This window comes from Glutamicibacter sp. M10, assembly GCF_025452055.1.
Taxonomy (GTDB): domain Bacteria; phylum Actinomycetota; class Actinomycetes; order Actinomycetales; family Micrococcaceae; genus Glutamicibacter.
In genome coordinates this window covers 1302613-1325726 of the sequence record NZ_CP104918.1, presented here as the reverse complement: position 1 = coordinate 1325726, position 23114 = coordinate 1302613, and the positions used below count along the sequence as shown (strand labels likewise).

The window sequence follows — 23114 nt, the reverse complement described above, 5'->3', positions numbered from 1 at the left end:
AGGACTAAAATTCAGTTCTAGTTTTCGGTCTTCCCACGACGCCAGTAGCCCATGAAGGCCACCTGCTTGCGATCTAGACCCGCTTCACGCACCAAGTAACGGCGCATTTCCTTCACGGTCGCTGCCTCACCGGCAACCCACGCGTAGAACGGGGCGTTGTTGGCTTGGCCGGTCTCCCAAAGAATTTCGGAATCAATGTCAATGTCTTCAGGCTCGGCGTTGGTATCAACAACACCGGCTGCCGGGATTGCCACGACCTGACGCAAGGCCGATCGTAGTAGCTCCCCGTGCTCACTATTTCCGCGGGTAAGCCACTGTACGGACACCCCAGAACGAGTCGAAGCACCCAGAATGTCGGTGGTCTCTGGCACCTCGATCAGGGCATGTCCGGTGACATGAGAAGGTAATGACTCAAGGATCGCACAAATTGCCGGAGCGGCCGTTTCATCCCCGGCCAGCACAATGCGGCCGGCATCGCCTGGACGGAATTCGATGCCGCCGTAGCTGGAATCATTGAGGAACTTATTAGGGCCAAGGAGCAACAGTTGGTCACCCACCTGGGCGCGATCACCAAACTCGGTGGCTGGACCGCCGTGTAGCTTTCCATCCACCATGTGTCCGTGCATCACAAAATCAATATCTAGCTCTGCAGTGAGCCCAGCGTTATCTCGGTGACCGGCTTCGCGGAAGGCACGAACGGTGTAGGTGCGCATGTAGCCGCGGGTGTCCGGATCAATGGATAACCAGCGCTTGTACCAACCGACTTGATCCGCTGGACTGGTCATCGCGTTCGGGCGCATCGAGGCAATTTCGTCGGTCAGCGCGGTACCGCCAGCTGGTGGCAGCAACAACTTGATCCGCATATCCAATGGGTGACTGTTGGTCCCAAAGTAATCCAGGTCGTTGCCGCTGAAAGTCAGACGGCGGAAGGAAGGTGAGAGTTCTTGACGTTTGATCAAGGTGGTCTCAAAAGCCAACGTTGGAACGTGCTCGTAGGCCGGGCGAACGCTCTGTTCAGATTCGCCGGTCGTCTCATCTTGTTCTGCTTCAGCTGGCTGCGTACCGGTAGAAGGCTCAAGTGCTTTGGGCTCACTGCGGAAAATACCCTTGGAGGCCAGCACCTGCTCGGTGCGCAATACCCGGTGACGTCCGATAGGTAGAACCAGTGGAGTGCCACCCACCGGGTCAGGGATAACTCGGCTTGGCATCCCAAAAACATCTTTAACTGTCTTTTCGGTCACCACTTCATTCGGGTGCCCGGCAGCGTAGATCTTTCCGTGACGCAGGGCCACCAGATAATCGGCGTAGCGCGCTGCCAGGTTCAAGTCGTGCAACACAATGACCACGGTGATGCCGCGACTACGATTCAACTCGCTGACCACATCAAGCACCTCAAGCTGGTGCGCCACGTCCAAGAAGGTGGTGGGCTCATCAAGTAACAACAGGTCAGTTTCCTGGGCCAGCGCCATGGCGATCCAGACACGCTGACGCTGCCCACCAGAGAGCTCGTCGACTGCACGGTCGGCAAGCTCGGTGGTGCCGGTCATTTCCATTGCGTGGTTCACTGCCGCTTCATCTTCAGCGGAGAAGCGCTTGAATAAGCCCTGGTGTGGGTAACGTCCACGGCTGATCAGCTCGCGGGCGGTGATTCCATCCGGCGCGGTTGGTGACTGTGGCAGCAGACCCAAAATCTTTGCGACTTCCTTGGCCGGCTTGGAATGAATATCCGCCCCGTCCAACAGCACCTGCCCACCGGTGGGCTTAAGCAGTCGTGATAGGGCGCGCAAGAGGGTGGACTTGCCGCAACCGTTGGCGCCGACCACGATGCTCACCTGCCCGGTGGGGATGTCCAAGGACAGTTCGTCGACAATGGTGACCTTGTCATAGGCCAAGGTCAGATCGCTAGCCTGCAAAGTGGCCATGGGTTAGCCCCCGTTTCCGGTTGAGTTGGCGCGCACCAAAATCCAAATCAGGAACGGTGCGCCGAATGCGCCGGTAATTACCCCTACCGGCAGTACAAGATCTGCGAACAAATTTGCTGCAAAAAAATTGGCGATAATCACCAAGGTTGCGCCGGTCAATCCGGCAAGGGGAATGTTGATTGGCCCACGCGAAAGGGCCGCGCTAATCGGACCGGCAAGGAACGCCACAAAGGCCAGTGGCCCGGTCACTGCAATGGGCATCGCCCCCATAGCGACGGCCACAAACACCAGCAGCGTGCGAGCCTGGCTGACATTGACGCCCAGTGCGGCTGCCGAATCCTCGCCCAGTTCCAGCATTTTGAGCTGACGCAGCACAAAGGGAAGGAAGACTCCCCCAATAATTCCTAGGCTGATCAAGAGCACCAGGGCGCTATGCCAGTTGCTCGAAGACAGTGAACCGGAGAGCCAATGCATCACGTCGCTCGCGGTATTCACCTGAGCTTGGGTCAGAAGATATTGGATCAGTGCCTGCAGCATGGATCCGATGGCTAGCCCAGCCAAAATCAATCGTGGCCCGGTGCGTTTACCCGACGCTGAAAGCCAATAAATCAGCGCGGCGACAATCAGTCCACCGGCTAAGGCGAAGACGTTCAGTTTCCAGTCGGTATAACCCAGGGTGATCATCGCGAACACCGCGGCGGCCGAGGCACCGTAGCCCACGCCGATCACATCGGGGCTGGCCAGTGGGTTGCCCAGCCAACGCTGGAAGAGTGCGCCGGAGATACCAAGACCCGCACCAGCCAAGGCGCCAACAGCTACTCGTGGCAGCCTATCGGACATGATAATAAAGCTCGTTCCGGGGACCTTTTGGCCGCTAAGCACCTGTAGAACTTCGGTGGCAGGTAGGCGGTCGCGGCCCCAAAACAGGTAAGCCACGATGGAAAGAATGATGGCGGCCGACATCCAGATGGTGGTTCGAAGCACCCGGTTTTTAGTCCTTTGCGGCCGGCTCTGTTCCGCTTTGTTTTGCTTCACCGTCTCTTGCGTCATTTCGTTGGTGCTCATAGGCTCACCGACTTCATGCCGCTGCGCATCATCAGGATAAAGAGGGGTCCGCCGATCATTGCGCACATGACGCCAACTTGGATTTCACTCGGTGGCGCGATCACTCGTCCCACGGTATCAGCCACCAATAAGAGGATCGGCCCGGCCAGCAAGGACCCAGGCATTAACCACCGGTAATCCGAGCCCACCAGTAAGCGCACGGCGTGCGGGATCATCAAGCCAACAAAGGCGATGGGCCCGGCCACCGCCGTGGCGGTACCGGCCAGGATGACCACACCGATCGAGCCCAGCAGGCGTGCTCGTCCTAAGTTGAAGCCTAGCGCGGTGGCAGTGTCATCTCCCATGGAGACGGCGTTGGACACCCGCGCGGTAGACAAAACAATTAATGCTCCAACGGCCACAACCGGCGCCGCACCAAGGAACGTGTCTAGTGGAGTGCTGGACAGGGATCCGATCTGCCACATGCGGAATCGATCTAGGGTGGAATCCGAGATCATCAGAATCGCGTTGGTGACGGCCCCTACGCCCACGGCCAGGGCCGCGCCGCCTAGGGCCAGCTTGATGGGGGTGGCACCTTCACGCCCCACATTGGCCACCACGTACACCAAGGTCATCACCAGCGCCGCACCAATAAAGGCGGCAATCATGATCCCGGTCAGCGAGCTAACACCCAAAAAGCGATGGCAACCACCACGCTCATCGCGGATCCTGCGTTCAGTCCCAGAATTCCGGTATCGGCCAACGGGTTGCGAGTTAGACCCTGCAGTCCTGCACCGGCCATGCCCAAGGCGGCCCCGACCACGATGGCCCCGATGGTCCGTGCAAAGCGCGAAGCGACCACGCCTTGATCTCCGTTGGTGGCATCAAAATGCCACAGCGCATCACTGAGCGCGGACAGCGAAACGGCGCGTGCGCCAAAGAGCAACGACGCGCAGATGGCAACTACCAACAACACTCCGAGGATGATAAATGCCCCGAGTTTGCGTGGCAGACGCGGACCGGCAGCTTCGTGCTCTGGGCGCGTCACACTTTCAGTCGAGGTCATAGGTTCCTACACTCATTGCTATGGATCATCTTTCCGCTCCCACCCTGATTGCTCCGGGTATCGCTTTGTTGCAGGCCGATAACCCTTCGGAAATGACGTTGGATGGGACTAACTCCTATTTGCTCTTCGACCCGAACATTTCTGCGTTGAGCCCCGGTACCCCGGTGGTGTTGATTGATCCAGGACCCGAGCTTCCCGCTCATTTGGAATCGCTGGCCCAATTTGAAATTCAGTTGGTGCTGATCACGCACCGCCATGGCGACCACACCGACGGTATCAACTACCTGCATCGGCTGTGCCAGGCACCGGTTCGCGCCCAGTTGAACGAATACTGCCGGGATGCGGCAGCGTTGGAAGACCACGAAGTCATTAGCTGCGCGGGCATCAACGTTCAGGTTCATTTCACTCCGGGCCACACCTCGGACTCGGTGTGCTTTACGCTCAACGGTGTCAGCCCGCACCTGTTCACCGGCGACACCGTATTGGGTCGCGGGACCACTATTTTGGATCATCCGGACGGAACGCTGGAAGATTACCTTGCTTCCTTGGATCGGCTGCTGCGCCTTGATGACATGCCCCTGCATCCAGCGCACGGCGAGCAACACACTGCCTCGCATCAGTTGTTGCGTGCCTACCTTGCGCATCGTGAGTCCCGATTGGATCAAGTTCGTGGGGCCCTGATTAAACTCGGCAAGGCCGGGGCGGACGTTGACCCAGCTCAATTGCTGGACGTTGTCTACCCCGACCTGGATCCGCGCCTGGTTGGCGCGGCTAGCCGATCCTTGGAAGCGCAGTTGCACTATCTAGCGTCGAATCGCTAGCAGTTACTTTGCTTTGGCTGCGTTTTCGGCAGCCTTTACGATTTTTGGAACCACGGTGTCCAAGGACCATTCCAGGGACAGCGGCGAAGCTGCCGAGATAGCTAGGGTTGCTTCATCGGTGCCTGGCAGTGCCACCGCGTCACTCTTCACCGCAGGGATCTGACCGTACAGCGGCTGCGACTTCACGATGTCTTTAGTGGTGTTACCGGCGATCGCTGAGGAGAAGACGATATCTGAATCCCACTCGTTGACTTTTTCAGGGGAAACGGTGAAGAAGAACGTATCCTTGGCGGCGTTGTTCTGCACGTAGTCAGCCTGCTTCATGCCCAATGCCGTCAAGAAGCGTGGACGGGTGTCGCCTTCGGAGTACACGTACGCGGTATCCGGGGCGGACAAGTCAGCTGCGATGAAGGTTGTATCCTTCAGGACTGGGTTGTCCTCGCCGACCTTAGCCAAGTCGCCTTCAACCTTCTTGATCAAAGTTTGTGCTTGATCTTCCTTACCGAGCATCTGTCCGGCGGCTTCGGTGACTTCCTGCCAGCTGGAGGTGTAGTTCGGCTTGATTGGACCGACTACCGGTGCAATCTCTTTAAGCTTTTCGTACTGTTCCTTCTTCAGTCCCGAGTAAGGAGCGAAGATGACATCTGGCTTGCTCTTGGCGATGGCGGTGTAGTCAGGGTCATCACCGGTGGTGAACTGTGCTGGAGCCTTCTCGGAACCGATGGAGGCGTCAAGCTTGGCCAGCGCCTCGTCCTTCCACTGCGTGGAATTGTTCTTGTTCTGGCCGTAAGTGTCGGCATCCATGCCTACTGGAACGGTGTCCAAAGCCAACAACGTGTCAGCGTTGACCCATGAGATGGTAGCTACGCGCTCTGGCGCCTTATCAATCTTGGTCTCACCATAAATGTTCTTGATGGTGACCGGGGCGAAATCTTCGCCAGCTTTGGCTGATGAATCAGCCGAAGAATCTGCGGAAGTGCCCGAGGAACCGCAAGCGGTCAGGCTCAGAGCGAGGATTGCGGTGGACGCGGCGAAGATTCCGGCGCGACGTGAAATTTTCATGGGTCGGTGATTCCAGACTATGCGAGGTTCTGTGAAACATTACTGCCAAGATAGGTAAGGGTTACCTATCCGAGCCGTATGCCACGATACGCGGTAATCGGATCAATACGCAACACGAAGCGTACCTAATCACCGCCCATGAAGTGATGCTAACCATTTACTGAATCAGAGAATGGACCCTGATCACTGTCTTTATCTTCCAGCCGTTAGCAACTTTTTCGGATCCGCGACCAATATTGATGCCCTAACCAAAAGCAAACCAAGTAACACGGCGACAATAACGGTAAGCACCGTCAGTGGGCTGAGGATGACTGCCATCCCAGCCAACGGCAGGACCAGAACGGTCGAAGCGATCGCAAAACCGATCGACGCAGTCAGCGCCGGGATCATCAATGAATTAGTGCGCGCCGAATTCATGGTGGAGTACGGCATCCCTAGGCGGTGTAGTCCTGAGTACAGTGGCGCCCGGTCCAAGGTACTTGCGCTCTGGCTAATAGCGGAGGACGTAGCCACGCAAATGAAGGTTATTGCCAAGGTCACCAGAACGCCGGTGAGAATATCGCCGGGTAAATAGTCATACCAGGAGTGATCTATTACATCTGTTGCTGACTGTTGCATCAGGGCTGCGCCACTGCCTCCCACCACAGCAACAAATGAGGCCATCGCGACGCCGGAAACCTGTCGCCAAGACTCGGCGGGACTTTCCAAGATCATTCGTGCGGCCAGGAGCTGTTGTGGAGTTTTAGCCGTCTTGAGCTTGCGCTTGCCCACCTTAGAAACAAGGTAGGGGCCAACTAAGTTCAGCACGAGTAGTCCGAAACCAAAGCCAGCAAGAATCACCACGATGATTACGGCAATACTTTCAGTCACTTTCCCCAAATTGAGGAAGACCAAACACAACACAATGATGCTGCCTACCGAAATCAAAGCGCGGACCCAGCTTGGCACCGGCACCGTTCTGCGAGTAGCCACAGACAAGGGCGAGATAACTAACTTGCGTAGACCCGCAGCTGCGCTGATGGCGGAGAGAAGAACGACAGCGAATACTGCTATCGCAACAATCCAAGCCGGCAGATAAATGGCCTTGCCAATGGGTGCTCCTTGGAACCGAATCAATGACGCCAACGGAGCACAAGCCAAGTACAGCACCACACCGGCGAGCGCACCGGCACATGCCGTGGCAGCCGCTTGAATCACGGTCACCGCACTAATCTGTGCTCCGGTTCCACCGAGTAACCTCAGCGAAGATAGCGCCCGGTCATTAGCTCGTGCAGATAGTCTGGCAGCGGCTGACCCAAGTACTAGAAGCGGCACCACAAGGAGCACTACCGCTATTCCCGCCAATGGAAGATATGCTCCTTGAGCTTCGGCTTCAAAGCTGGTGAAGGAATACGCTCCACCAAGTACGATCAGCAGAATCGTGCTGACCATGGCGTAAGCACTGACGGTGAGAACTTGAGGTGCTAGACGAGCCTTGGCTGGGCGCCCCAGCAGCCAGGCTAGATGCAATAGGTTCATCGGGTTTGACCCACAAAAGTGCTGCTGCCCTGGCGGCTGTCACTGATCAGGTTCCCGTCGCTGAGTTTTACAACGCGGTCACAACGCTCAGCTACCGACGGGTCATGGGTCACCATGACCAATGACTTTCCCGCACCCACGGTGCAAGCGAGCAACACGTCTAGTACTTCGGCACCGGTAGTTGAGTCCAAAGCGCCGGTAGGTTCGTCGGCAAAAACAACCATGGCACCAGTGACCTGCGCACGGGCAATCGCTACTCTCTGCATCTGTCCGCCAGAGAGCTGGCCTATTCGACGTTGCTCCATTCCAGCAAGACCTAACGCAGCCAAGACTTGGCCTGCCTGCATCATCGCAGTTTGACGCGAGGTTCCGTTGATCATCAAAGCCATTGCCACGTTCTCTTCGGCAGTAAGCTCTGGGATTAGCAGTCCTGCTTGGAAAACGAATCCGAAGGACTGGCGGCGCAGTTTGGTTCGAGCTTTGTCATTGAGCTGTTGCAGATCTACTCGTGCTTGTCCGGGAAGGTCCAAGATTAGGCTTCCCGTATCTGGCAGTTCAATGCCTGCCAGCGCGTGAAGCAAAGTTGATTTGCCGGATCCTGACGGACCCATAATTGCCAGTGATTCTCCGAGGGAGATTTTCAGATTTACGCCATTGAGCGCGGTGGTGGAGCCGAAACTACGGCGTAGGTCCTGTGCATTGAGTACGGGTGGATGATCTATGGAATTTTCAAGCATGATTCAATGTTTTCAATATTGGTCTGCTTGCACATCGGTGCACGGGCCGAAGTAGCTGCGAGCAGGGTTCATCCCGCAGTAGGAGCGATTCTGACTTGAACCAGTCCTACAGGAGTTCTAGAGCAACTAATGAAATTGGAACTGTACACACAGCCCTTTTGCGCACCCTGCGTTCGTACTCGCCAGACTGTAGCTAGAGCCCAAGAACTACTTCCTGATTTAGAAGTAGAAGAAGTCAATGTGGTGGAGCAAGTTCAACGCGGCGAGGACCTGGGAGTCACCAGCACGCCAATGATTCGCTTGATGCAGGGCGACACGGAAAAATTCCGCGCCAGTAATACTCCTACTTTGCCTCAGCTTTTGACTGCTATCGCCCGTGCCAGCGACTAGTCTCACCTAGTTCAGTAGCTGCTGATGCACGGTTCTTCTGGGTTTATGGGGAAGAATAGATCAGGTGATAACTGTGCCCGGCGTTGAACATGAATGTTTCCAACGCGTCCTCGCTGATTCAACTAATCGTATTGAATGGCTGCGGGCACGAGCGCAGGGCATCACCGCCACCGACGTGGCCAAACTTTCCACTGAGAAGTCCATCAAGAATGCCGCGTGGGACAAGCTCTACGGCAACGGTTTTTCCGGTAATCCCTACACCGATCACGGTCGCAAGCGCGAGCCAGTCATCGCCGCCTGGGTGCAAGAAAATTTCAACATTTTCCCTTCGTCCCAGCTTTTTCATTCCCAAGCTTCACGACTTCATTTAGCCACCCCCGACGGGCTGGGATTTGATGCTGACGGTGCTCCGGTCTTAGCTGAAATCAAGACCACCAATAAGCCACTGAAAAGAATCCCCAAGAACTACCTGCGCCAGATTCTGTGGCAACAGCATGTCATTGGGGCAGAACGTACGCTGTTTGTTTGGGAAGAACATCAGGATTTTATTCCGTTGCGTGATGTGCCCGAGTACCTCTGGGTGGAACGCGATGATGAACTGATTCAGGACCTCATCGACAAGGCCGAGTCTTTGATTTCCGCCCTGCGCGAGGCCACCGCCAGACAGCAACGTTACGACGACTATGGCCCGGCAGCTCTTCGCCTCTAAATCACACTGAACGCAATTGACCCCCAACACCTAATGTGGTGTTGGGGGTCCATTGCTTAATTACGCTCTTACTTCAGGATCAGACGGTGTTGCCGGGAACCATCCGAGGATCGGGTAGGCACTCCGGGTAGCTTTCTAGTAGCTCGCCCAAAAGCTTTTCGCGGATCATATTGCGCAGACTCCACAGGTCTCCGGCATTTCGTGAGGAGAGGTAGATGGTCACGGTCTGTAGACCATTCTGAACATCCGTCACCAGAAGCTCATTTTCTCGGCCATCCCACCAGTCCGACGCTTCAAGTAGCTCGGTGGTGCGCTCGCGCAGGTAGGCCACCGGCGCATTAAGTTTCAGTTGCAACGCGACGTTGCCAGAAATTTCAGTGCTGCGACGTGACCAGTTCTCAAACGGTGTGGTGGTGAAATACGTGGAGGGCAGAATCATTCGGCGACCGTCCAACAGTAGGACCACCACATAGGACAGGGTGATTTCTTCAACCGAGCCACGCTCCCCCTCAACCACCACGGTGTCATCCACTCGGATTGAATCGGTGAAGGCAACTTGCAGCCCGGCAAACACATTGGCCAGCGTTGATTGCACAGCCAAACCGACAACTACCGAGGCCAGACCAGCTGAGGCCAAAAGTCCTGCGCCCAGGGCCCTGACTTGCTCGATGGTCAACAGCACGGCGGCTACTGCGAGGATGCACAATACGGCGATGAGCACGCGGCGCATCAACCCCACCTGAGTTTGCACCTTGGCCAAACGACGCCCAGGACCAAACTTTGATTCGAACCGCAGCATCATGCCTGATTCGACAACGCGCACCAGCTTGATGATGAACCACGTCAGGAAGATTACCAGGATGATCAGGATGACAAACTGCCACGGGTTGTACCAAGAACGGTCCCGGTAGAAGAGGGCAAAGGCCGACTTGGCGATGATTGAGGTGACCAATCCAAAGAAGGGAAGTCGGGTAGCGCGAACATCGGCTTCTTCTACACCGATGCGTTTGAGCATGCGCCGCGCAACGGTACTAAAGGCGAAGGCTAAGAGCGCGGCAACGACTGCACCGGCCAGAACGACAGCCCAGAATTGCATGGACTCAGGAAGAAAGCTTGAAACTTTTATAACTTCCTCGACCGTATCGTCTATAGGTTCAACGGGGGTAGGTGACATGTTTTAAGGATGGCACAAGGCACTAGAAAAATGCTGTGCAGAAACTTGTTGAATCCTTGTCTAGGCCGTTATTTTTCAGCGGTTTTGCTCACAGTACCCGTTGTGGATTTGGTGCTGGCGGTGCCGGATACCGCATGAGGACTAAGCATGGATCTCTTGATTACGTTTTGCTAGGCCCTGCGCGTAACACCCGATCAACCTGAGGATTAATGTGCCACCATGCTAAGTATGAGCCGAACATTTGCTTATCAGCAGGTTGATGTCTTCGCGCCCACTGCTTTTAATGGCAATGGGCTAGGAGTCGTATTCGACGCTGATCAACTCACTGATGACCAGATGCAACATTTCGCCCAGTGGCTGAACCTTGCCGAAACGGTATTTTTTGTTGAGCCCACTTCCGAAGAGGCCGACTACGCAATCCGTATTTTCACTCCGAGTACCGAGCTGCCCTTCGCCGGGCATCCCACCTTGGGTGCGGCGCATGCTTGGTTAGAGTCAGGCGGAGTCCCCGGCCCGGGCGGAAATCTCATTCAACAGTGCGAAGCAGGATTGGTTCCGGTCCGCGTAGAACGCGAAAGCACCGACAGCCATTCACGTCGCCTGGCCTTCTTAGCTCCTCCACTGACTCGTTCAGGCCCTTTGGAACCTGATGTCCTGCAATGGGCCATTAGTGGCCTGGGCCTTCACGAGGACGACGTGGTTGACCACCAGTGGCTGGTCAACGGTCCACATCCTGCGGGTCTCGTTCTGCGCGATGCAGATATCGTTCTGGGGATTGAACCAGACTACGAAGCCCTGCAAGGGCTTGAAGTTGGAGTCATCGGACCTTATACGGCGTCCAGTGTTTCTCACGGCGTCTGGCAGCCACGTGGTTCAGTACTCCCCGGGTTTCTGGAACCCGAGAAGAACTTCGCCCCCTAGATTTCTCCGACCTTGAACGTTCCGAAGAACGCTTTGGCTCGGTAGTTCTGCAACCGCCTGCCGACTTCGAGGTACGCGCCTTTGTCTCGGGAGAAGCGGTGCCAGAAGATCCAGCCACCGGTTCACTGAACGCGGCCTTCGGCATTTGGCTGACTCAGTCCGGTTACGCTCCGCAGCGATACACCGTACGCCAGGGAACCCGAGTTGGTCGTGGCGCGATCTTGCATATCGAAGCCACCGAAAAAGGTGTGTGGGTCAGTGGCGATGTGGAGACTCGCATTTCAGGTGATGTGAGTTTCGACTGATTCGCCCTCATAGGCTAACTATTGATTCCTTTGTCGGCAATCAGGCACTAACCTTGACCAGTGCCTGAAACTGCGAACCCTAATACTGACTTTGATAAGAAAGCCGCGTGGCGTGCCCTCTGGGCATTAGTCATCGGCTTCTTCATGATCCTGTTGGACACCACGATTGTCTCCACAGCGATGCCTTCCATCATGACTTCTTTGGATGCTGACATATCCAGCATCTTGTGGGTCAACAGCGCCTACCTGCTCACCTTTGCAGTGCCGCTACTGGTCACTGGACGCCTTGGCGACCGCTTTGGACCACGCAATATCTACCTCATCGGTATGGTCATCTTCTCCTTGGCTTCACTGTGGTGTGGCCTGTCTGATTCGCTGGGCTCATTGGTTGCAGCCCGCGCGGTTCAGGGCTTGGGTGCCGCGATGATCTCGCCCCAGGCGATGACCATGATTACCCGTCTGTTCCCTTACCAGCACCGCGGTGCTGCCATGGGACTGTGGGGCGCCGTAGCAGGTATTGCCTCGCTGATCGGCCCTATCGCCGGCGGCCTATTAGTTGACTCCGTGGGCTGGGAATGGATCTTCTTCATCAACCTGCCTATTGCTGTAGTCAGCTTGGTCATGGTCTTCAAGTTTGTTCCGCGTTTGGCCCCGCAGGCCCACTCCTTTGACTGGCTGGGTGTTGCGCTCTCGGCAGTGGCGATGTTCTGCCTAGTCTTTGGTATTCAGGAAGGCCAGTCCTCGAACTGGGAGCCATTCATTGGCCCAATTTCCTCATGGCACCTAATCATTGCCGGCATCCTACTGATGGCCGTTTTTGTGTGGTGGCAGAACAAGACCAAATCTGAGCCACTGGTTCCGCTGCGTCTATTCAAGGTCCGCAACTTTTCGCTGGCCAACGTTGCCATCGCAGCCATGGGCGTCACTATCGCCACCATGAGCTTGCCAATGGTCTTCTTCTTGCAGAACGTTCGTGGACTGACTCCTACCGAGTCTGCGCTGATGATTTCACCTATGGCCGTGGTTGGTATTTTCATCGCCCCACGCTTGGGCAAGATGGTCAACAAGCTCAGCCCACGCAAACTCGCAGTTCCGGGCTTCATACTCTTTGGTGGCGCCACGGTGGTTTATGCGTTCATGATGCACGCCGCGATTCCGCTGTGGACGTTGCTGATTCCTTCGGCCGTTCAGGGTGTCGGCTCTGCAATGATTTGGCCGTCGCTCTCCTTGGCTGCCACCCGCGACCTCACTCCACGCGATGCTGGAGCTGGCTCCGGTATCTACAACACCACCCGTCAGATCGGTTCGGTGCTGGGTTCAGCATTGATCGCGGTGATGATGGATTCTCGTGTCCAGGCACAGATCGAAAAGGCCGGATCTAAAGATCCAGCAACGCTGATGGAAGCAACATCGGTTGGTCTGGGTCAGGCACTGTTGCTACCCGGATTTGTCGCTGTCGCCGCCGTGATCGTGGCAGCATTCCTCAGCCCTGGCAAGAAAGCCTAGCTTCAAGGCCTGCTGCCCGTAGGCACGAAAAACGCCCTTGCGATTAACGATCAATCGTCATTCGCAAGGGCGTTTCTCTGTGCTAATTAGACCTTGTCCGAAGGGCCGTCGGTGTTGTCACCCTTGAACTCATCGACCTTTTCGCCAATTTTCTCTTGAGCATCAGCAGCAAAGTCTTTGATGTTCTCGGTGGCTTCACCGGCGAACTCTTTTGCGCTCTCGACTGCTTCGCCCAGCTTCTTCTTTGCATCATCTAAGAAACCCATTGGTTCTCCTCTTAGCTTGTGTTCCAAATCTAACCACTAACAACGCCAGCCTTCAGGCTCAACTTACCGCTGGTGAACTTTGAGAGTCAGCAACGGCGCAATGCTATTTGTCTTTCTTGACCTTCTTGGCGCCCTTACGAGCAAAGATCAATGCAGCTGCGATACCTGCAAGCCAGAAGTCCTTGGCCAACGCGGTGCCGTCTGCAGTTGGACGTACGCCATCAGATTCGGTCATACCTGGGGTACGTAGGTAGGAGGAGAGTAGAACTGCAGAGAATGCACCCAGTCCTAGACCCGCCAAACGTGATGGCACCAGTGGCAGCAACAGTGCGCTACCCAGTGAGATTTCCGAGATGGAAACAACCTTGCCAAAGACACTTGGTTCTAGTTCGGCTAGCTGAGGCACACCGTTGGAGGCCATCTGCTGCAGACCGGCTGCGCTAGCTTCATCAATGCGCAGCTTGTTGATGCCGCTGTTGAGAATGAATGCGCCACTGACCAATCGTAGTGCGGCGTTTGCGATCGAGATTCCCATGGGCCCTCACTTCTCTTTCCGTTGTGAACAAAAAGCGTTCCATAAAAGAACGCGTTACTGTTCAGCGTAGTCATGGCGGGTGTGGTTCACAATCATTTCGACGGCGCGCTTGTCTGTTCTCAGGATTCTGTAAACAAGTTTCGTGCTAAATTCGTAAATCATGATCGCTTCTTCCGCTGTACCTCCGGCCGCACTTGATTTGCTAATTTCACAAGGCTTTGACGCCACAAGTGTTGATGAGCTGGCAACCGCCGCAGGGATCTCACGTTCTACTTTCTTCCGCCGTTTTGGCTCCAAAGAGAACATGGTATTTGCCGACCAAGAAATGATCATCACCCACGTTCAGACAACTCTGGCTGCCTCATCCGTGGACGCAATTTCGACCCTTGTTGATGCGGCCCATGTAGTTTTTGATCAGTACACGGTTAATCCAGAAGGAGCTCAGCTGCGCCATAAGCTGCTGTCCTCTGTTTCCTCGTTGCGTGAACGAGAGCTGGTTTCTACCCATCGCTACGAACGCGCTTTTTACGACTTCCTCTCCCGACGCGGGTTGACCAACACCGCCTCGGAAAAGGCTCTGTGCTTGGGCGTCAGCGCAGGGCTGGTAGCAATTCACAATGATCACCTGCGCGGCTGGATCAAGGACCCCACCAGTACCGACCGAGGCAAACTGGCACATGATGTCCGGTTGTTCCTAGGGCGCTTTGCCGACTTATTGGGTTCTGAAGGTAGCGAATCGGTCACAGCTTCGCCGGCCCCCACCGTTGTTGTATCAGTGTTGGATCCAGGCGCCGACGAGCAGTCCATCTTGCAAGCGGTCTCGGCAGCGCTCAAAGAACGAGGCTAACAAAGCTCCCGCGTTTTGAAACCTAGTTTCTTGACATGACACCGAGTTCCACTAGGCTTGAGGTGATACCTTTTCCCTCTAGCCAATTTTGGAGCGCCTGAGATGACAGAGCAGTCAACCGGTATGGAATTTCCCACCGGAGTTGTTGAGCCTGATTACGATTTGTGGGCAGATGACGTCAACATTGACCCCACCGGAGTCTTCGCTGATGTGGATGCCGCTGACAACGCTTGGCGCGCTAAGGCACGTAAATTCATCTTGGATGAAGTCAAGGCAGACATTCATGAATACTGGGACAAGGCAGAGTACCCGCTGCACCTGATCAAGAAGCTAGGCGAACTGGATCTGCTTCGTGACGGCTTGAACTTAGACTCCCACGAAAAAATGAGTCCGCTGGCGGCCGGTTTGGTCAACATGGAAATGGCCCGCGGCGATGGGTCGGTGGCCACCATTGTTGGTGTCCAGGGTGGACTTGCGGTGCGCTCAGTGCTGTACTGCGGTAGCCCAGAACAAATTCAGAAGTATGGTTTGCCAATGCTCGCCGGCGAGCTACCCGGCGCATTTGCGCTGACCGAACCGACCCACGGTTCTGACTCGGTGTCGCTAGAAACCCGAGCAACCAAGGTTGAGGGCGGCTACCGGATCAGCGGTGAAAAGAAATGGATCGGCAACGGCTCGATTGGTGGCGTCTCCATCGTGTGGGCACGCGATGATGAAGGTAAGGTCCGCGGTTTTGTTGTCCGTCAGGATGCCGAAGGCTACAGCGCGACGACCATTGCTAATAAGCTCTCCCTGCGTGCCATCTGGCAGGCACACATTCGCATGGAAAACGTCTTTGTTCCCGACGAAGATGTCTTGCCGGAAGCAACAAGCTTCAAGGATACCTCACGAGTACTGTTCGCTACTCGTCTGGGCGTTGCCTGGTCCGCGGTGGGACATGCCACTGCCTGCTATGAGTCGGCAGTGAACTACGCCAAGCAGCGCGTGCAGTTTGGCCGCCCGCTTGCCGCAAGCCAGATTGTGCAGGAGCGTTTGGCTCGCATGCAGTCCGAGCTGGCGTCCATTCAGGTGTTGGTCATGCAGGCAACTAAGCGAGAAACCACTGGCGAGCTCACCGGCCCGCAGGCCTCTTTGGCCAAGTACACCGCTACCCGTACCGCTCGTGCCATCGCTTCTAACGCTCGCGACTTGCTCGGCGGCAACGGTATTCTGACCAGCAACCGCGTAGCGCGACACTTTGCCGATATTGAAGCAATCCATACCTATGAAGGCACTGAAACCGTTCAGGCCTTGATTATGGGACGCGATATCACTGGCATTTCAGCTTTCGCCTAAGACTAAAGCACACACGTAGTCAGTACGTTGGAGACCAGTTCACATTGAACTGGTCTCCAACGTTTTGTCCATCGCTACTGACGATTTAATCTATTTTTTGTCTTGGCCGTAGCCACATGCTCCCACGGATTCTCCGGCCATGGATGCTTCGGATAACGCCCACGCATCTCGGAACGAACCTGCGCGTAAGGACCGTTAAAGAAGCTCACGAGGTCTTCCGTCACTGCCAGCGGAAAACCGCCCGGCGAGAGTAGATGGAACTGTACCGGGAGCTTGTCCCTAACTAAACGCGGGGATTTATCCAGTCCAAAGCACTCTTGCAATTTCACCGCGACCACCGCCGGGCCACTGTCCCCTACCGGTGGATAGGTAACAACAATCTTTGATCCTGATGGAACTTCTAGACGTTGCGGTACTAAGGAATCAAAGTCGTGAGCGTGCTCCCAGGGCAGCAAGTTGCGCAGTGCAGAGTACAGATCAACCTTGGCCACGTTCTTTCCGTTGGCTACCTGACGCAGAACAGGTTGCAACCAGTTCTGTGCATCATTACTTAGCGATTGACTATCCACGGCAACAAAGGGTTCGCCGAGCAAACGGTAGGCCACAGCCATTCGCCGACGCAGAGCATCAAAGTTTTCATGTTCACCGAAGAAGGCCATCCCTTGGTCTTGAATTGCTGACTCAACAGCTTTCATACCGAGCTCTTCAGTGGCTTTGATCGGATGGGAAGCTAACTCGATGGCGCCAAAGTTTTCTATCTTTCGTGCGCTAATCTTCCCATCGATAAATTCGGCAGTTTCAACGCTCTTGTGTAGCTGCGGAAGAAGCTCCATGGCTGTCTGCAGCTCAATACCGACGGCACGTCGGATCATTGCTTTAGACCCAGCACGGGCAACCTCGACTACAGCCACGTACTCTTCATGGGCCAACGGGCTATTTCTCGGCAACGTGGCACGAGTGCCTGATGCCAATAGATATTCATCGTGGCTGACCTTACGCGCCACCCATTGTGGGTAGGCCAAAGCGCTGACACCGGCCAGCGCATCGCGCTCTGTGCCAGCCAGTTGCTGCTTAGCTAAGGAAGCGCCGGTGTGCTGTTCTAGCAGTCGTTCAAGTCGCTCGGCTTCTTGCTTCCAGGCACGGTTCCCAGGATGCGAACTGCGCCGTACTGCCGATTCCAACTCGTGTAGATCCGCGCTGGCGATTCGCTCAGAGCTCGCCAAGAGAGCCACAGCTTCAGAAGCTGCTCGGGACCCGTAGATTTGTGCACCGTCGAGCAGTGCGCGAGCAGTTCGTGGGTCCGTGGGAATCTTGGCCATCTGCTCACCTTGGGCGGTGATGTACCCAGAATCATCCACGGCACCAAGGCTCTTGAGCACCTGCTCGTCACTAGCCATGGTGGATGCTGGTGGCGCTTCCCAAAGGTCTAGTCCCTCACCTCGCGGTGTTCCCCAGACGGCCATTGCCAGCCCCGCTGATACCAGATCACCAGTTCGAATTTCCGGGGTGGAGAATTCTGCGGCCGCAGCAAATGACTTTGGATCCAAGGTTCGCACAACACGTCCAGGGCCAAGTCGTCCAGCCCGGCCAGCACGCTGCGTTGCGGCGGCACGGCTGGCCACCACGGTCACGAGCCCTGACATTCCTCTGGCGTTATCCCGGCGCGGTTCGCGGGCATAACCCGCATCAATCACAAGATGAACTCTAGGGACGGTCAACGAGGATTCAGCAATGGACGTGGCGACGATAATTCGTGGTGCACTGCCCGACTCTGGAACATTGAGTATCGAGTCCTGTTGCGCCGAGGATATTTGCGAGTGCAGGGCCAGGGCGGTGACGCCACTGGCCGAAATTTGAGCGCAGACACGTTCTACTTCGCGCACGCCGGGAAGGAAAACCAAGGTGTCAACCGGTTCATCACTGTCTGCATTCATGGCGGCGGAGTGCTGAAGGCTCACGCTGGCCACATGTCGAAGGTATTCGTCCTTGAGCCCAAACTCATTGGTTCGAGCCGATGAAAAGCTATCAAAGCTTTCGGCGACCTCATACTGTGCGGTGCGCGCGCTGAGCACCGGAGCCGCAGCCTCACGGGTTAGAAACTGTGCAAGTTCTTGGGCATGCAAGGTGGCGCTCATCAGAATCAGTGAGAGGTCATCACGCAATTGACTGACTTGATTCACCATCGCCAAAAGAAGGTCGGTATCAATCGAGCGTTCGTGGACTTCATCGATAATGACCGCGCTGACGCCGGCCAGATCTGGATCCGCCAGCAACCTGCGCAGCATCAAGCCGGCGGTCACAAATTCAACGCGGGTGTTGGCCGAACTTTTTCGTTCTCCACGTACGGCAAAGCCCACCCGCTCACCCAGAGCGGTTCCGTCCAACTGCGCTAAGCGTCGAGCCGCTGCACGAGCTGCCACACGGCGAGGCTGGGTGACGATTATCTTTCCGTTCAACCCTGCCTGATCTAGTGCATTGGCTACCGTTGGCGGAACAATGGTGGTTTTACCAGAGCCCGGCGGTGCTTGAATGACTAGTGGTCCAGAAGGATTGTTTGCTAGGGCATCAAACAGCTCATTGCGGCTCGGGCCAAAGGCCAGACCCGTTGAGATCCGTTCAAGATCAAAGCCACCATCGCTCATACGCTTCGTCCGGACCAGAAGGATCGAATGGCAGAGATGATCGGGTCAATCGGGAACAAGGTTCCGCCATGGGTGCGCCCGGGCAGGGCCACCATGCGCGCATTGGGCAACGTGCGGGCCATGATTTTGTTTTGGTCAAAGCGGGGTTGATCCCGAGTGCCAATCAGCAACAGCGTGGGAATCCTAATTTTGGCCAGTTCGCTCAGCTCAACATTTTGTACTGTTTCGGCTGCTTCATAATATGCAGCGAGGGCCAGCGGATCATTGGATCTAAACGCCAGCCTTGTGGCAGGATCCAGCTTGCCGTTGGTTTCTTGGCCAGTAACAAATCCTTCGATATCTCCGCGACGCAGGGTTTCAAGGTATCCGGTGAAGAAGAGTTTGCCGATCTCCCCTTCGGTAATTTCGAAAGTGCCACCAAGCATGATCAATGAAATAACTTGTTCAGGGTGGGTCATGGCCAGGTGCATTCCGGTACGCGCACCAAATGAATAGCCAACAACATGTACTCGATCAACGTTGAGATGTTGAAGTACTGCTTGGATGTCGCTGATGACCTTGTCCATCGTGTAATCAGCAACGTCATGAGACTTGGAAGATTTCCCATGTCCACGCAGGTCCATGCGGATAGTTCGATGATCTTCGCCCAGAGCTTTGGTGTACCCCAGTCCCCGCCAGATAGAGCGAGACAAAGCAGAGCCATGTAAGAAGAGAATTGGCTCTCCGCCTGCACCATCATCATCAAAGAAGATATCTGAACCGTCGACAGGATTATTGATCATTGGCATGTCTTTGATTAAATCCCTTCGAAGCGAGGATGGCGAAATCCGAGTTCCGTACAAGCTATCGACAATGCCGTGCATTAGGTGAAGACTGACAGTACGTGAACAGGCCAAGGCCACCGATCACGGCAGACCATCCAAGTAGAAAAAGGGGGAATACTATGAGCGAGAAACTAACCGACGAGCAACAGCTCGCAGCTGACGAAGAAAAGAAACGTCATGACGAGCACGATGAAGCGCTTGTCGAAGAATGGGAAGACGAATCCTTCCCGGCTTCTGACCCACCTTCAAATTACTAATCACTATGCATCTTGCAGTGAGCACACACTTAGCACTCAGCTTGTTTCAAGACTCGGCTCCTAGTGTGGTGATTACCTTCTTAAGGTGCGAGTGACTTAGAAGAACCGATCCACACAGGCGTTACCTCCTTGGCCTGCTGGATCGGTTCTTCTATTTAAGCTGCGCCTACCTGGGCTCGTCTGCCCACCAGCATGCGCGTTACGCATTTAGCAGATTTACCGGCAGGTATCGTGCGACTCAGGTCGCTTGCCATATTCTGAAATGGAAGACCCTCCGTCATCCACCCCGTCAGCATCGACGCTGGCAGAAAGGTGTCTCGTGGAATACGAGCGAATCCCGGCCGTCAACGAATTGCACCGCCCTTACACCGCTGCAGCCGACAGGTATGAGCATTTCGGTTACCGCCGTGTGGGTGAGTCCGGTTTACGCCTTCCACCATTGTCGTTAGGGCTGTGGTGGAATTTCGGTGATAACCGTCCTTTTGATTCCCAGCGCGAAATTCTCCGTCATGCCTTTGACCACGGAATCAACCACTTTGATCTAGCCAATAACTATGGGCCTCCAGCTGGCTCGGCAGAAGAGAACTTCGGGCGCATGATGCGCAAGGACTTCAAGGCCTACCGCAACGAACTACTGATCTCATCCAAGGCTGGCTACAACATGTGGCCAGGTCCTTACGGTACTTTCGGTTCGCGTAAGTATCTGCTCGCGTCGTGCGAGGCCTCCTTGGAGAAGATGGGTTTGGACTACGTTGACATCTTCTACTCGCACCGTTTTGATCCAGACACTCCCATAGAGGAAACCATCGGCGCTCTGGATACCTTGGTCCGCCAGGGCAAGGCCACCTATGTCGGCATTTCCTCATACTCTGCAGAACGTACCGCTGAAGCCAAGGCAATTGCCGATGACTTGGGCACGCCACTCGTCATCCACCAGCCTTCATACAACATTCTCAATCCTTGGGTTGAGCATGGCCTGCTGCAGACTTTGCAGAAGGAGAATATGGGTGCGATTGCGTTCACTCCGTTGGCACAAGGTCTGCTGACCGATAAGTATCTGTCCACCACCGATGTTGAGCGTCAAGGTGGCCGGCGTTCTTTGGAAAGCCAGCTCACCGAAGAAAACCTCACCAAGGTGCGTCGCTTGAACGAGATTGCACAGCAGCGCGAGCAGTCACTAGCACAGATGTCTCTGGCTTGGTTGTTGCGCGATGGCGCTGCAACGTCGGTGCTCATTGGCGCTTCTTCAACTAAGCAGCTCGATGAGAACTTGGGTGCTCTGAAGAATCTGGAGTTCACGCAAGCTGAACTTTCCAGCATCGCAGAGATCGCTCAGGGTGATGCGGGCATCGACTGGTGGCGTGCCTCAGCTATCAGCTAGTACCCCTCTCGCCGCTGACCAAGAGGATCAGTCTGCGGCCGCGGTCTCCTAGGTTCCCTGGGCAGACCACGGCCCTTTCTTGGTGGTCAATAAGCACGTTATTTCCCACCGTTCAAAATTTGCTTCTTCATAGTGGCTCAAACACGAATCTGAGGATAAGCTCAGAGTAGACGCGGAATGAAGTGAATTACATTCATTTATCGAGTGAAGTCCGATAGCGTCAAGTTACAGGCTTACGCTGACCAATCTGCATTAACGAGAGGAGCATTGATGAGCGCCACAACTTATAAGGTTTTGAACCCTGCTACCGGCGAGGTTGTCGAAGAATTCGCTTCAGCAACCGACGAGCAAGTTGAGCAGGCACTAGCTGCCGCCCAGTCTGCCTACGAGGCATGGCAGGACGTAGACATCAACGAACGCGCAAAGATTGTTTCCAAAGTCGGAGCACTCTTCACCGAACGTGCGGATGAACTTGGCAAGATCATGACCACGGAAATGGGTAAGCCCGTTTCTGAAGCAGTAGGCGAAGCGCAGTACTGCCAGGAAATCTTTGAATACTTCGCAAGCGAGGGCCCTACCTTAGCTGCGGATCAGGAAATCAAGTCCTTCTCCGGTGGCAAGGCTGTCGTGCAGAAGCGCCCAGTTGGTCCATTGCTTGGCATCATGCCTTGGAACTTCCCGCTGTACCAGGTTGCTCGCTTCGCAGCACCTAACTTGATGCTGGGCAATACCATCATCTTGAAGCACGCTGAGTCTTGCCCACGTTCGGCCTTGGCTATTCAGGAAATCATGGATGAAGCTGGCGTCCCAGCAGGCGCTTACAACAACGTCTTCGCTACCCATGACCAGATTTCCACCATCATCGCTGATACCCGCATCCAGGGTGTTTCCTTGACTGGTTCCGAACGCGCTGGCGCCATCATTGGTGAGCAGGCTGGCCGCAACCTGAAGAAGGCTGTACTGGAGTTAGGTGGCTCGGATCCATTCGTCGTTCTCGACTCGGATGATGTTCCGGCAATCGTTGATACCGCGTGGGGCTACCGCATCGATAACACCGGTCAGGCATGTAACTCGAACAAGCGAATGATTGTCATGGAAGACATCTATGACGAGTTCGTATCAGAGCTGACCAAGCGTGCCGATGGCTTGAAGCCGGGTGACCCAATGGAAGAAGCAGAAGGAACCTTCGCACCACTTTCTTCCCGCAAGGCAGCAGAGTCCCTGCACGAGCAGGTTCAGGATGCAGTATCCAAGGGTGCAACCCTGCACGCCGGTGGCGTATTGCACGATGGCCCTTCGGCTTACTACTCCCCTGCTGTGCTGACCGGCATCACCAAGGACATGCGCGCCTACTACGAAGAGCTGTTCGGCCCTGTAGCAGTGGTCTACAAGGTGACCAGCGATGAAGAAGCTGCAGACTTGGCTAACGACACCATCTACGGTCTTGGCGGTTCGGTGCACTCCACCGACGTGGAGCGTGCCTCGAAGGTAGCCCAGAAGCTGCAGACCGGCATGACCAACGTCAACACTCCAAGTGCCGAGGGTGCAGAAATGCCTTTCGGTGGTGTGAAGCGCTCGGGCTTCGGCCGTGAGCTTGGACCACTGGGTATGGATGAATTCGTGAACAAGCGACTGTTCTACATCGGCGAATAACCACACTGGTAAAGGCAGGTATCCGAGTATTGCTCAGATACCTGCCTTTACTCTTGTCGATAGCTGCAACGAGACTCTACTCGCCACGACTTGCACCAGCACTAATCCATCTCAAAGTCCTAAACTGTCACTTTTGGACGAGACCTATTCCATGCTTTCGGCTGCTGGTCTTTGAATACGGCGACTCACCACCATGGCC

Annotated in this window: 23 protein-coding genes; 11 read left to right on the top strand and 12 right to left on the bottom strand. The window is 55.4% G+C overall.

The features are described from left to right. Positions 1 to 17 precede the first annotated feature (17 nt). Genes N6V40_RS06480 through N6V40_RS17630 form a run of 4 tightly spaced genes read right to left on the bottom strand, consistent with a single transcriptional unit; the run spans position 18 to position 4032 of the window. Complete coding sequence (locus N6V40_RS06480) at positions 18 to 1922, bottom strand: SIP domain-containing protein (protein WP_131089016.1); 1905 nt, start codon at positions 1920 to 1922, stop codon at positions 18 to 20. Positions 1923 to 1925: 3 nt separating this feature from the next. Further along, on the bottom strand, positions 1926 to 2987 hold the full coding sequence (locus N6V40_RS06475) for a FecCD family ABC transporter permease (protein WP_262199445.1): 1062 nt from the start codon (positions 2985 to 2987) through the stop codon (positions 1926 to 1928). Then, positions 2984 to 3661: a FecCD family ABC transporter permease gene (locus N6V40_RS17635; protein ID WP_396268481.1), complete on the bottom strand. Its 678-nt coding sequence runs from the start codon at positions 3659 to 3661 to the stop codon at positions 2984 to 2986. Before N6V40_RS17635 ends, N6V40_RS06475 begins: the two co-directional genes overlap by 4 nt. Next, the gene (locus N6V40_RS17630) at positions 3643 to 4032 is read right to left on the bottom strand and encodes an iron chelate uptake ABC transporter family permease subunit (protein WP_396268479.1); all 390 of its coding nucleotides are present in this window, start codon (positions 4030 to 4032) and stop codon (positions 3643 to 3645) included. Before N6V40_RS17630 ends, N6V40_RS17635 begins: the two co-directional genes overlap by 19 nt. Before the next feature lie 20 nt (positions 4033 to 4052). On the opposite strand from N6V40_RS17630, the gene N6V40_RS06465 reads away from it, so the two are divergent. Then, entirely contained in the window at positions 4053 to 4853 is an 801-nt protein-coding gene (locus N6V40_RS06465; RefSeq protein ID WP_262199444.1) for an MBL fold metallo-hydrolase, read from the top strand. A gap of 3 nt (positions 4854 to 4856) precedes the next feature. Here the strand turns inward: N6V40_RS06465 and N6V40_RS06460 are convergent, their stop codons facing one another. From N6V40_RS06460 to N6V40_RS06450, 3 genes are all read right to left on the bottom strand, one after another. Beyond that, a complete protein-coding gene (locus N6V40_RS06460; RefSeq protein WP_262199443.1) occupies positions 4857 to 5915 on the bottom strand; it encodes an ABC transporter substrate-binding protein in 1059 nt (352 codons plus the stop codon). Between the two features lie 192 nt (positions 5916 to 6107). After that, positions 6108 to 7433 (bottom strand): ABC transporter permease family protein, encoded by a 1326-nt coding sequence (locus N6V40_RS06455; protein WP_165477295.1) that lies wholly within the window; start codon positions 7431 to 7433, stop codon positions 6108 to 6110. Then, positions 7430 to 8170: an ABC transporter ATP-binding protein gene (locus N6V40_RS06450; RefSeq protein ID WP_165477296.1), complete on the bottom strand. Its 741-nt coding sequence runs from the start codon at positions 8168 to 8170 to the stop codon at positions 7430 to 7432. The genes N6V40_RS06455 and N6V40_RS06450 overlap by 4 nt, the downstream gene beginning before the upstream one ends. 129 nt (positions 8171 to 8299) lie before the next feature. Between N6V40_RS06450 and N6V40_RS06445 the strand changes: the two genes are divergently transcribed. Continuing rightward, positions 8300 to 8560 (top strand): thioredoxin, encoded by a 261-nt coding sequence (locus N6V40_RS06445; protein WP_131089022.1) that lies wholly within the window; start codon positions 8300 to 8302, stop codon positions 8558 to 8560. Between the two features lie 64 nt (positions 8561 to 8624). Continuing rightward, a complete protein-coding gene (locus N6V40_RS06440) occupies positions 8625 to 9269 on the top strand; it encodes a YqaJ viral recombinase family protein (RefSeq protein WP_262199442.1) in 645 nt (214 codons plus the stop codon). 79 nt (positions 9270 to 9348) lie between these two features. Here the strand turns inward: N6V40_RS06440 and N6V40_RS06435 are convergent, their stop codons facing one another. Next, positions 9349 to 10365, bottom strand: a complete 1017-nt coding sequence (locus tag N6V40_RS06435; RefSeq protein WP_262199441.1) for a mechanosensitive ion channel family protein — start codon at positions 10363 to 10365, stop codon at positions 9349 to 9351. 306 nt (positions 10366 to 10671) lie between these two features. Here N6V40_RS06435 and N6V40_RS06430 point away from each other — a divergent pair, with 306 nt between their 5' ends. The 3 genes from N6V40_RS06430 (at position 10672) to N6V40_RS06420 (ending at position 13175) form a co-directional block, all read left to right on the top strand. Beyond that, entirely contained in the window at positions 10672 to 11364 is a 693-nt protein-coding gene (locus tag N6V40_RS06430) for a PhzF family protein (protein WP_262199440.1), read from the top strand. Between the two features lie 98 nt (positions 11365 to 11462). Further along, positions 11463 to 11669, top strand: coding sequence for a PhzF family phenazine biosynthesis protein (locus N6V40_RS06425; protein ID WP_262199439.1), 207 nt, complete (start codon positions 11463 to 11465; stop codon positions 11667 to 11669). Positions 11670 to 11729: 60 nt separating this feature from the next. Continuing rightward, positions 11730 to 13175, top strand: a complete 1446-nt coding sequence (locus N6V40_RS06420) for a DHA2 family efflux MFS transporter permease subunit (RefSeq protein WP_131089025.1) — start codon at positions 11730 to 11732, stop codon at positions 13173 to 13175. A gap of 86 nt (positions 13176 to 13261) precedes the next feature. Here N6V40_RS06420 and N6V40_RS06415 read toward each other — a convergent pair whose 3' ends face one another. Both N6V40_RS06415 and N6V40_RS06410 read right to left on the bottom strand, forming a co-directional pair. After that, positions 13262 to 13441, bottom strand: coding sequence for a CsbD family protein (locus N6V40_RS06415; RefSeq protein ID WP_131089026.1), 180 nt, complete (start codon positions 13439 to 13441; stop codon positions 13262 to 13264). Between the two features lie 103 nt (positions 13442 to 13544). Beyond that, positions 13545 to 13976 (bottom strand): DoxX family membrane protein, encoded by a 432-nt coding sequence (locus tag N6V40_RS06410; RefSeq protein ID WP_131089027.1) that lies wholly within the window; start codon positions 13974 to 13976, stop codon positions 13545 to 13547. Positions 13977 to 14136: 160 nt separating this feature from the next. Here N6V40_RS06410 and N6V40_RS06405 point away from each other — a divergent pair, with 160 nt between their 5' ends. Both N6V40_RS06405 and N6V40_RS06400 read left to right on the top strand, forming a co-directional pair. Further along, complete coding sequence (locus N6V40_RS06405) at positions 14137 to 14823, top strand: TetR/AcrR family transcriptional regulator (RefSeq protein WP_131089028.1); 687 nt, start codon at positions 14137 to 14139, stop codon at positions 14821 to 14823. A gap of 102 nt (positions 14824 to 14925) precedes the next feature. Beyond that, the gene (locus N6V40_RS06400) at positions 14926 to 16158 is read left to right on the top strand and encodes an acyl-CoA dehydrogenase family protein (protein WP_131089029.1); all 1233 of its coding nucleotides are present in this window, start codon (positions 14926 to 14928) and stop codon (positions 16156 to 16158) included. A 74-nt stretch (positions 16159 to 16232) separates the two neighbouring features. On the opposite strand, the gene hrpB is transcribed toward N6V40_RS06400, so the two are convergent. Together hrpB and N6V40_RS06390 are read right to left on the bottom strand one after the other, a co-directional pair. Then, on the bottom strand, positions 16233 to 18800 hold the full coding sequence (hrpB, locus tag N6V40_RS06395) for an ATP-dependent helicase HrpB (RefSeq protein ID WP_262199438.1): 2568 nt from the start codon (positions 18798 to 18800) through the stop codon (positions 16233 to 16235). After that, positions 18797 to 19582, bottom strand: a complete 786-nt coding sequence (locus N6V40_RS06390) for an alpha/beta fold hydrolase (protein ID WP_262199437.1) — start codon at positions 19580 to 19582, stop codon at positions 18797 to 18799. The genes hrpB and N6V40_RS06390 overlap by 4 nt, the downstream gene beginning before the upstream one ends. A gap of 161 nt (positions 19583 to 19743) precedes the next feature. Here N6V40_RS06390 and N6V40_RS06385 point away from each other — a divergent pair, with 161 nt between their 5' ends. From N6V40_RS06385 to N6V40_RS06375, 3 genes are all read left to right on the top strand, one after another. Then, positions 19744 to 19881 carry a hypothetical protein gene (locus N6V40_RS06385; RefSeq protein WP_165477297.1) on the top strand — a complete coding sequence of 46 codons (138 nt, stop codon included), beginning with the start codon at positions 19744 to 19746 and terminating at the stop codon, positions 19879 to 19881. A 319-nt stretch (positions 19882 to 20200) separates the two neighbouring features. Further along, positions 20201 to 21262, top strand: coding sequence for an L-glyceraldehyde 3-phosphate reductase (gene mgrA / locus N6V40_RS06380; protein ID WP_242632485.1), 1062 nt, complete (start codon positions 20201 to 20203; stop codon positions 21260 to 21262). 270 nt (positions 21263 to 21532) lie between these two features. Further along, positions 21533 to 22915 carry an NAD-dependent succinate-semialdehyde dehydrogenase gene (locus tag N6V40_RS06375; RefSeq protein WP_262199436.1) on the top strand — a complete coding sequence of 461 codons (1383 nt, stop codon included), beginning with the start codon at positions 21533 to 21535 and terminating at the stop codon, positions 22913 to 22915. The last annotated feature ends 199 nt before the right edge of the window (positions 22916 to 23114 follow it).